Annotated in this window: 8 protein-coding genes; 5 read left to right on the forward strand and 3 right to left on the reverse strand. The window is 58.6% G+C overall.

Features of this window, described 5'->3' with window-relative positions; translation table 11 throughout:
* Window positions 1-3 precede the first annotated feature (3 nt).
* Window positions 4-687 (forward strand): ABC transporter ATP-binding protein, encoded by a 684-nt coding sequence (locus K0H47_RS13435; RefSeq protein ID WP_010176179.1) that lies wholly within the window; start codon window positions 4-6, stop codon window positions 685-687.
* Window positions 687-3197, forward strand: a complete 2511-nt coding sequence (locus K0H47_RS13440) for an ABC transporter permease (RefSeq protein ID WP_219272897.1) — start codon at window positions 687-689, stop codon at window positions 3195-3197. Before K0H47_RS13435 ends, K0H47_RS13440 begins: the two co-directional genes overlap by 1 nt.
* Before the next feature lie 46 nt (window positions 3198-3243).
* On the opposite strand, the gene greB is transcribed toward K0H47_RS13440, so the two are convergent.
* Together greB and K0H47_RS13450 are read right to left on the reverse strand one after the other, a co-directional pair.
* Entirely contained in the window at window positions 3244-3717 is a 474-nt protein-coding gene (gene greB, locus K0H47_RS13445; RefSeq protein ID WP_008437752.1) for a transcription elongation factor GreB, read from the reverse strand.
* Between the two features lie 149 nt (window positions 3718-3866).
* Entirely contained in the window at window positions 3867-5078 is a 1212-nt protein-coding gene (locus K0H47_RS13450; protein WP_219272899.1) for a hypothetical protein, read from the reverse strand.
* Between the two features lie 316 nt (window positions 5079-5394).
* Between K0H47_RS13450 and K0H47_RS13455 the strand changes: the two genes are divergently transcribed.
* The 3 genes from K0H47_RS13455 to K0H47_RS13465 are packed head-to-tail and all read left to right on the forward strand — an operon-like array spanning window position 5395 to window position 8864.
* Window positions 5395-6321 (forward strand): ABC transporter ATP-binding protein, encoded by a 927-nt coding sequence (locus K0H47_RS13455; protein WP_219272900.1) that lies wholly within the window; start codon window positions 5395-5397, stop codon window positions 6319-6321.
* On the forward strand, window positions 6318-7043 hold the full coding sequence (locus K0H47_RS13460) for an ABC transporter permease (RefSeq protein ID WP_219272902.1): 726 nt from the start codon (window positions 6318-6320) through the stop codon (window positions 7041-7043). Before K0H47_RS13455 ends, K0H47_RS13460 begins: the two co-directional genes overlap by 4 nt.
* Window positions 7044-7058: 15 nt before the next feature.
* Window positions 7059-8864, forward strand: coding sequence for a Gldg family protein (locus tag K0H47_RS13465; protein WP_219272904.1), 1806 nt, complete (start codon window positions 7059-7061; stop codon window positions 8862-8864).
* 4 nt (window positions 8865-8868) lie between these two features.
* Here K0H47_RS13465 and K0H47_RS13470 read toward each other — a convergent pair whose 3' ends face one another.
* Entirely contained in the window at window positions 8869-9177 is a 309-nt protein-coding gene (locus K0H47_RS13470; protein ID WP_063032110.1) for a hypothetical protein, read from the reverse strand.
* Between the last annotated feature and the right edge of the window lie 294 nt (window positions 9178-9471).

Consider the following 9471-nt stretch of genomic DNA (forward strand, 5'->3'; position numbering starts at 1 on the left):
TCCATGGGCGCAAGCATTCTCACCGCGCGAAACCTTAGCAAAGTGGTTCCCAGCGCGGAAGGTGAACTGACTATCCTGCACGAACTGAGCCTGGAACTGAACAAGGGCGATAGCCTGGCTATCGTCGGCGCCTCCGGTTCCGGCAAATCCACCCTCCTCGGCCTGCTGGCCGGCCTCGACCTGCCCAGCAGCGGTGAAGTCACCCTCGCCGGCCAAGCCCTGAGTACTCTCGACGAAGACCAGCGTGCGCGCATCCGCGCCGAGCACGTGGGGTTTGTGTTCCAGTCCTTCCAGTTGCTCGACAGCCTCAATGCCCTGGAAAACGTGATGCTGCCGTTGGAACTGGATGGCCGCAAGGACGCCCGCGAACGGGCCAGGCACCTGCTGGAGCGCGTCGGCCTGGGCCAGCGCCTCACCCACTCACCGCGCCAACTCTCGGGTGGCGAGCAGCAACGGGTAGCGATTGCCCGGGCGTTTGCCGCCGAACCGGACGTGCTGTTTGCCGATGAACCCACCGGCAACCTCGACAGCCACACTGGCGAGCGCATCAGCGACCTGTTGTTCGAACTCAACAAAGAGAGCGGCACGACCCTGGTGCTGGTGACCCATGACGAGCGCCTGGCCCACCGTTGCCGCCGCCTGATCCGTCTTGAAGCCGGCCTGATGGTCGCGCCCCTGGAGCCTTGATGGCACGCTTGCCCTTGTTGCGCCTGTTCAGCCTTGCCCTTCGCCAACTGCTGCGCGATGCCCGCGCCGGCGAACTGCGTGTGCTGTTCTTCGCCCTGCTGGTGGCCGTCGCCGCCAGCACCGCCATCGGTTACTTCGGTGCACGCCTGAATGGCGCCATGATGCTGCGCGCTACGGAATTCCTCGCGGCCGACCTGGTGCTGGAAGGCAGCTCACCCGCCCGTACCGAGCAAATCCAGAGTGGCACCGAGCTGGGATTGCAGCACGCCAGGGTCGTGGAGTTCTCCAGCGTTATTGCCACCGACAACGGCATCCAGCTGTCCAGCATCAAGGCGGTCAACGACGAGTATCCGTTGCGCGGCGAACTGAAGAGCGCCGCAGAACCCTTCGCTGAGGAAACCGCCGGGGGTGGTCCCAAACCCGGTGAAGCCTGGGTGGAAGCACGGCTGCTGACGGCACTGAACCTGAAAATCGGTGACAGCATCGACGTCGGCATGAAGAACCTGCGCCTGGCCCGCGTGCTGACCTACGAGCCGGACCGCGCCGGCAACTTCTATAGCCTGACACCCAGGGTGATGATCAACCTGGCCGACCTCGACGCCACCGGCGTGGTGCAACCGGGGAGCCGTGTCAGCTATCGCGACCTGTGGCGCGCGCCCCAAGGCGGCACCGTACTGCAAACCTACCGCGACCTGATCAAGCCCGGCCTGGCTGCCAACCAGCGGCTGCAGGATGCGCGGGACGGCAACCAGCAGATCGGTGGCGCCCTGGGCAAAGCCGAGCGTTACTTGAACATGGCCAGTCTGGTGGCGGTTCTGCTCTCGGGCGTGGCGGTGGCGCTGTCGGCGAACCGCTTCGCCAGTCGACGCTTTGATGCCAGTGCCTTATTGCGCTGTCTCGGACTGTCCCGGCGCGAGACCATGTTGCTGTTCAGCCTGCAATTGACCGTGCTGGGGCTGCTGGCCAGCCTGACCGGCGCCCTGCTCGGCTGGCTGGCGCAATTGGGCCTGTTTGCGCTGTTGCATGACCTGCTGCCGGCGGACGTTCCACCTGGTGGGCTGTTGCCGGCGATTGCCGGGATTGGTACAGGGCTGGTCGCCCTCGCCGGTTTCGCCCTGCCGCCATTGGCCGCGCTGGGGCGCGTGCCTCCGCTGCGGGTATTGCGACGCGACCTGCTGCCGATCCCTTCCAGTACCTGGATGGTCTACGGCGCCGCGCTGTTCGCCCTGGGCCTGATCATGTGGCGCTTGAGCCTCGACCTGGTGCTGACCTTCGCCCTGCTGGGTGGCGGCGTGATTGCTGCACTGGTTCTCGGCGGTCTGCTCCTGCTCCTGTTGCAAAGCCTGCGGCGCCTGCTGGCCCGGGCCTCCCTGCCCTGGCGCCTGGGGTTGGGCCAGTTGCTGCGTCATCCCTTGGCGGCGGCGGGCCAGTCCCTGGCATTTGGGCTGATCCTGTTGTCGATGGGTTTGATCGCATTGCTGCGGGGCGAATTACTGGACACCTGGCAAAACCAATTGCCCAAGGACGCCCCCAACTATTTCGCCTTGAACATCCTGCCTGCCGACAAAGACACCTTTGGTGCACGTTTGCTGGAATTGCAGGCACAGTCTGCTCCGTTGTATCCGGTGGTACCGGGACGATTGATCAGTATCAATGGCGCGCCGGTGCAGGAGATCGTCAGCAAGGATTCCAGCGGCGATCGCGCAGTGCAGCGGGACTTGAGCCTGACTTGGGCCGCCGACCTGCCACCGGGCAACAAGCTGACGGCGGGCTCGTGGTGGACAGCGCAACCGGCCGACGAGATTCCCGGCGTTTCAGTGGAGGCCAAGGTCGCTGACAGCCTGAAACTCAAGCTCAACGATCACCTGGTCTTCACCGTCGGCGGGGAAAACCGTGAAGCGCGGGTTACCAGCCTGCGGGAGATCAACTGGGACAACTTCCAGCCGAACTTCTTCATGATCTTCCAGCCAGGCACCTTGAAGGACCTGCCCGCCACCTACCTGACCAGCTTCTACCTGGCGCCCGGCCATGACCAGCAGATCGTCGACCTGTCCCGGGCCTTCCCGGCGGTGACCATCCTGCAAGTGGAGGCACTCCTTGAACAGCTGCGCAGCATCCTGGCCCAGGTCACCCTGGCGGTTGAGTACGTGCTGCTGTTTGTCCTGGCTGCGGGGATGGCTGTGTTGTTCTCCGGGCTCCAGGCAACCCTCGATGAGCGGATTCGCCAAGGTGCCCTGCTGCGGGCGCTGGGAGCAGAGCGCAAGTTGCTGGTCAAGGCGCGGCGTATCGAGTTCGGGCTATTGGGCGCGGTCAGCGGCCTGTTGGCGGCGTTGGGTACGGAACTGGTGACACTGGTGCTGTATCGCTACGCGTTCGACCTGACCTGGCACCCACATCCGTGGCTGTTGCTGCTGCCGGTGATCGGTGCCGTGCTGATCGGCGGAGCCGGTGTGTTCGGCACTCGCCGCGCACTGAACGCCAGCCCGTTGACGGTGCTGCGCGAGGGCTGAAAACGCAAATGGCCCGCCCTCAGCAAAGAGGGCGGGCCATCCGTTGTCACTTCACATATTCGATGGCGGTGATCCACCAGCACACTTCGCCGCTTGGAGTCTGCACGAGCGCCTCGTCATCCACCTCTTTGCGCAACAACGCACGCGCCATGGGTGAGTCGATAGAGATATAGTCCATGCGTTCATAGATCTCATCGTAACCGACGATGCGAAACCGCTTGGTTTCACCCTGCTCGTTCTCAATCTCCACCCAAGCGCCGAAAAACACCTTGCCTTCCTGCTCCGGCATGTACTCCACCACGCGCATGTCTTCAAGGCGCTTACGCAAATAGCGCACCCGGCGATCAATTTCCCGCAGCAGCTTCTTGTTGTACTGGTAGTCAGCGTTTTCGCTCCGGTCCCCCAGGGAGGCGGCCCACGTGACTTTACGGGTGGTGTCAGGACGCTTTTCTCGCCACAGGTAATCAAGCTCCTTTTTCAGGGCTTCATGACCTTCTTTGGTAATCAGCTTGGTGCTCAAAAGCTCTACATCCCCTGGAAGTTTCCAATGTTCAGACTCGCTGCTGCATCCGGCACAACGCATTTAACGCCCGATACCAGCGGTGGAGGTCGATGATAAATGAACACAGGAAAGTAGCCAGACCCACCGATGGATTCCGACCCCCAGCGTCAATCTGCATCCAGCTGAAGTGGCCGGCTTTCAGGCTGGCTGCGTCCGGTCTCAGCCAGCCGTGCAAGCGACTCGTCCAAGGTTTGAAGCACGCCCCTCAGGTTTTCCCGCAGGGCAGGCAACTGAACCAGTGCAGCCGTAAGTTGTTGCTCCTTGTGACCAACCAACCGCTCACGGTTGCGCACCTGGGCTTCCTCGCTTTCCAGGTAGCGCGCACGCTCATCCATTCGACGCTGCTCTGCCTGGTTTAACACCGAGCACCCCGCCAGATGCTCCTCCCGGGTAGTCAGCGTGCGGGCCAACTGTTCCAGGGACGCTTCTTTTTCGGCAGTTCTCTCGGCACTCCGTTGACTCTCCTGCTCAAGCTCGAGCTTTTCCTGGCGCAGTTCAAGGCGTAGTTGCTCAAGCGCCTCCTCCTGCTTGAGCACGCTGAGCTTTTGCTGTGTCAACTCTTGCGCCACTCGGGAAAGATTGGCCAGCGTATCGTCCACCTCGAACAATGAAGGCGCTTCCTGCCGGACAGGCGGCGACGCCTGGTGGGCGGGTTCAGACAGTGGCGCTACCGGTGCCTGCGGTGGCGCGACGACTACCGGCGCCTCGATGGGCGGCTCGATCAGTGGCTCGGTTATCTCGAACATATCCACGGGTGCCTGTAACTCCGGTTCGGGCACCGGCGGCGCGGGCTCGGAAGGGTCCGCGGCCCTTGGAGGAGAAATCATCCTTGAGGAGAAACGAATAGACGGGACAATCAATGAGTTGCTTTCGATGGCAGGCAAACCGGCCGTCGACGTTCCCAGGGTAATGACCTTCATCACCAGGGATTTCTTGATCGTCAACGAGTGATGATCTTCAGGCCTGGCGGGGGGCAGCTTGCAGCCTTTCAGGTCAATAAAATGATACGGAATCTGAGCTTCGCCGGTGTTTGCGGACTTGGTCCCGGCTGCCGCGGCAAGCGTCAGTATTTGCTTGAAGACATAGGTCGCTGTCTGCAGGTCTTCCTTGGAATCTATCGCGCCCAGAAAGTACCGATCGGACTTTTTGCGCAACGCTGCGATGTATACCCGTGAACTGCCGGGTTCTGTCTCTTCATCCAGACTATAGGCAAGGAAGTTCGAAGCGATCTGGGCCACTGCAAAACCACAAAGCAGTGCGCCGTTGACCGGCGCATCATGCCCGGATTGTTCAAGAACAAGGGTACGTAGAAGCAGCATGACGTTCAGGCTCCATTTCAAATTGGCAGAACAAATACACGCCAAATAAACAACGACAATAATTAAAACATCAAAAGCCTCACAATTGTTTCAGCGAGCCATCGCTTGACACGTAGGACTTATCTTATTCATGCGCTACAACGTTTCCAAGACTGCCTATTGAACGTACCATTTTTTAACAATACGACCCTGGACACGCACACAACAAAATATTTCAACTTTTGACTTTTCTAACATTCACAACCTGCCGCTCATGCAGGTTAATCGAGGCCTCGTCTTAACGAGCCTTGCCATAAACATTCAGTAGAAAAGCATAATGATCGAGATAACGAGCCTGACAAAAAAGATGGGCGGGAAAAACATCGTCCACGACTTTTCATTTAATGTCCAACCTCAGGAATGCCTGGGATTATTTGGAAATGATGGTGCGGGGAAAACAACTATCGTCAAAATGATAGCAGGCTCGATTCTCCCCTCTTCAGGGCATGTAAAAGTATTCGGTAACGATATTGTCCTCAATACACTCCAGGCGAAGAAAATCACCGGCTACCAGCCAGAACAATGCCTGAGCCATGGCACAATGAGCGTAAAGGGCTTTCTCAGCTTTATTGCCGACATACGCGGATTCCGCGGCGCAGAAAAGCGCAAGATGATTGACCGCGCGGCCGCACGGCTTGAACTTTGTCGGATACTCAAATACCCCATCGAAACCCTCCCGGCAGGGTTGAAACGCAAAGTAGCCATCGCTCAGGCAATCCTGCATGACCCCCGCCTGCTGTTGCTCGATGAGCCAACGGAAGGTCTGAATGCCGACCAGAAACACAAAGTCAGAATGCTCATCAAGTCGCTGACCGACGAAATGACGATCATCGTCGCGTCCCGCACGCCCGAAGCGTTGACCGGCATTTGTAATCGGGCGGTGGTCGTCGCCGACGGTCGATTAGTGGCAGACACGTCCTTGCCCGAACTGCAGCGCAGTTCCCGGCATTACCAGGCAGTCACCCTTGCAGCCGACACGCCGCTGGACCTGTTGGCACTGGCGGTATTACCCGGGGTCGCCGGCATCGAGGAAGACCGCGAGACGCCCGGCACAGTGACCGTACTCGCCATGCCGGGGCAAACCATTTACCCCCATATCAACGCACTGATCACCCACCGCCGCTGGAAAATAAATGCCCTGAACCTGGAGCCTGGACGCCTGGATGACGTCATCCATCACATGAGCCAGGAGGCTTCGGTTTGAAACTTCTACCGGTCATCATCAAGCGTCAACTGGCCAGTTACTTTTCCGCGCCCGTCACTTACCTGAGCACTGCAGCTTTCCTGACAGCCGCCGCCGTAGTTGGCTTGCATACAAGCCAACTACTGGAGCAAAACAGCGTTGACTTACATGGATTCTTCCAGCTGCATCCTTGGCTTTATTTGCTGTTGACCCCTGTGCTGTCCACACAACTCTGGGCGGATGAGCACACTGCGGGCTCCGTGGACTTCCTGAGCACCCTGCCCGTCACGGGTTTCGAGAGAGTAGTCGGGAAGTTTTTGGCGGCCTGGATTATTTCTGGCAGTGCCTTGATATTGACCTTTCCCATGGTTGTCACCGTCAATTACTTTGGAAACCCGGACAATGCAGTCATTGCGTCCCAATACTTTGGAAGTTGGTTATTAGCCGGAAGTTACCTATCGGTGGGCGGTTTTATCTGCACACTGACAAACCATCGGATCATCATATTTACGGTCACCCTGTGTTTGCTGCTGGTCGCGATTGAACTGTCTTCCATTCTTGATGCCATTGAACATCAAGCCCCGATCTGGCTCATCGACCGCATTACTTCCCTCAGTCCGTCAACACGCTTTGACGCCATAGACCAAGGAGTACTGGCGCTTCAAGACAGTTTGTACTTCATCAGCATCATCGTCGCCTTTCTCGCCATGACGACCATTGCCCTGAACGTCAGAAACCGTTGAGAAGGACACGTCACGATGAGAACGCCGTTAAGCGCCAGCATCACTATCATCACCCTACTGTTACTCTTTCTTGCCTTTAACCTGGTGTGGGCACTTAAACTTCCAACTATACGGCTGGATTTTTCAGAGCATAAAATCCATACATTATCCGAACCTGTACGGACACTGCTCGCCTCACTGGAGCGACCGGTTGACCTGTACTTTTTCAACTCAAGCAAACATCCGCAAAAATCCAATGCCGTAAAAAGCTACGGTAAGCGGGTCGAGTGGTTGCTCAAGGAGTATGAAAAAGCGGCAAAGGGCAAAATCAACCTGCACCTCATCGATCCCAAGCCTTTTTCAGAAGACGAATACAAAGCCAGGTTATTGGGGCTCGACGACCAACAAGGATTCTTAGGCCTTGTCGGCACCAGCACGGCTCATGGACCACATAGCATCCAGGCATTCAGCCTGGACCGGGAGTCGCTGCTGGAATATGAGATCAGCCACCTGCTTCATAAAGTGATCCACCCGGAGCAACCGGTGATAGGCCTGATCTCCACGCTGCCAATGGACGGCGAACGGGATGAGCAGAGCGGCCTGAATACGCCTCCCTGGCAGTCATTGCAGGCGCTGCGCCGCCAATTCAACCTCGTTAGCCTGGAGCCAGGCATCGAAAAAATTCCCGAACACGTCAAAACCTTGATGGTGGTCCATCCCGGCAAACTGCCTGATCCAACCCTGTACGCGATCGATCAGTTTGTATTGGGTGCAGGCAAGTTGATGATGTTTATCGACCCGCTTGCCGGGCTGGATACCAGCGTCACAGCCCCGGAAAACCCCAGACTGGAAGCATTGCTGAGCGCCTGGGGCATCCAGATGCCCGCAAATAAGGTCATCGCCGATCACGACCATGCCACTTCAGTGATCATGACCACAGGCCAGCCCGCCGTGCGCCATCCTGCTGCGTTGACCTTGCCGCGCCCGGCGATGGCACAGGATGACATCAGCACCTGGAAACTCCACAGCGTCAATATCTTGAGCAGCGGTGCCCTGGCCCCCGCCAAGAAGAGCCGCATCACCTTCACCCCACTGCTGCAAAGCTCCGGGCAAGCGGCCCTGTTTGATGCTGAGCGCTATGCCCTGCCGGCGCAGTTCGATTCACTGATCAATGAGGCTGCCGCCCGTGGCCAGCAACAGGTCATCGCCGCCCGCATTGAGGGGCCCGCCTACTCTGTTTTTCCTGATGGGATCAGCGGGCGTAAAGCCGGCTTGCAAAAGGCTGCGCACATCCATGTCGTGGTGGTCGCGGACACTGATCTGCTCAGCGATCGTGTGGCTGGAATGCTCCACGACAACCACGCGCCGAGTGGCCCCTCGTCAGATAACGCGATGTTTGTCTTGAACACCCTGGATAACCTGGCAGCGCCTGACACCCTGATGAACGTTCGCCCCCGAGTAGGTGGCGGTCGATCGCTGCAGGTATTACAGGCAATGCGCGAAGAGGCGGCACGGGCCTTCCAGGAAAAGTCCGCCGAACGTGCGCAACGCCTGGAGCAAACGGAAAAGGAATGGCAATTGCTGAACCCCCGGACGCTTTTCCCGGGGGCCCAGGCGGTACCTTCCAACACATTGCTGCAAGCACTCAACAGGGAACGCTTGCGAATACCCATGGAGATTCAAGCGCTGAAGGTTCAGTCATATGCCGAGGTTCACGCCCTGGAGCGCAAAGTGAAGCTGCTCAATACCCTGCCTGTACCGCTGATACTGTGCCTGATTGCGTGGGGTATTTTCCTGCTGCGTCGCCGTCGCCAGCATCTGCCTCCTGCGGCGAATCACTGAGGGTTCAACGCCGGGCTATCAGCCCTTGCCGAGCAATCCGGGTCAACTGCCGTATCACTTCGCTCGCGTCGCTGGCACTGGGGGCTTGAATAACGGCCAGGTCAAAGCTGTTGGACGCAAAGCGCGCAAGGGAGTCGCCGTCTTCGACAAACTGAATCAAAAAGGCCGAAGGCCGCCCGGTGCGACGTGGCCAACCATCCAGATAACGCAGTAGCGTCGGCTGGTGCTTGCCGCCCAAGAGGATTTTCGGATTGCGTTGGGTAAGGTCCGCGGTGATCGGGGCCAAGCGTATGAGGGGGCGTAGTGCATTCATCGTGTCGTGTCTCTGCCTCAAAAGTCTGCGGGCAGGTGAGAGGCAACACCGAACCAGCGCTTTAGCGGAATTTCGAAGCGGGCCCATGGCTCTGGCTTCTGTCGGGACTGTGATCAGTCACCGGTGGCGCCCCGCAATTAGCTGTTTAAATCGGCGCAAGCAACATCCTAGAGAAGCCTGTAGGGCGGTGTCAAGAATCCCGAGCAACGAAAAGGCCCGCACAAGGCGTAATGCTGTTCACTTAAGCGGAGCAGCCTTACGGTCTACTGGAAATCGGGTTTTTGAGATCTTCAC

This window comes from Pseudomonas sp. Xaverov 83, from assembly GCF_019352905.1.
GTDB classification, from domain to species: domain Bacteria; phylum Pseudomonadota; class Gammaproteobacteria; order Pseudomonadales; family Pseudomonadaceae; genus Aquipseudomonas; species Aquipseudomonas yamanorum.

Bases quoted from the DNA above. Each gene is read 5' to 3' on its own strand.
- K0H47_RS13440 (WP_219272897.1), top strand. From the start codon at position 687: ATGGCACGCTTGCCCTTGTTGCGCCTGTTCAGCCTTGCCCTTCGCCAA.
- K0H47_RS13450 (WP_219272899.1), bottom strand. From the start codon at position 5,078: ATGCTGCTTCTACGTACCCTTGTTCTTGAACAATCCGGGCATGATGCG.
- K0H47_RS13435 (WP_010176179.1), top strand. From the start codon at position 4: ATGGGCGCAAGCATTCTCACCGCGCGAAACCTTAGCAAAGTGGTTCCC.
- K0H47_RS13455 (WP_219272900.1), top strand. From the start codon at position 5,395: ATGATCGAGATAACGAGCCTGACAAAAAAGATGGGCGGGAAAAACATC.
- K0H47_RS13465 (WP_219272904.1), top strand. From the start codon at position 7,059: ATGAGAACGCCGTTAAGCGCCAGCATCACTATCATCACCCTACTGTTA.
- K0H47_RS13470 (WP_063032110.1), bottom strand. From the start codon at position 9,177: ATGAATGCACTACGCCCCCTCATACGCTTGGCCCCGATCACCGCGGAC.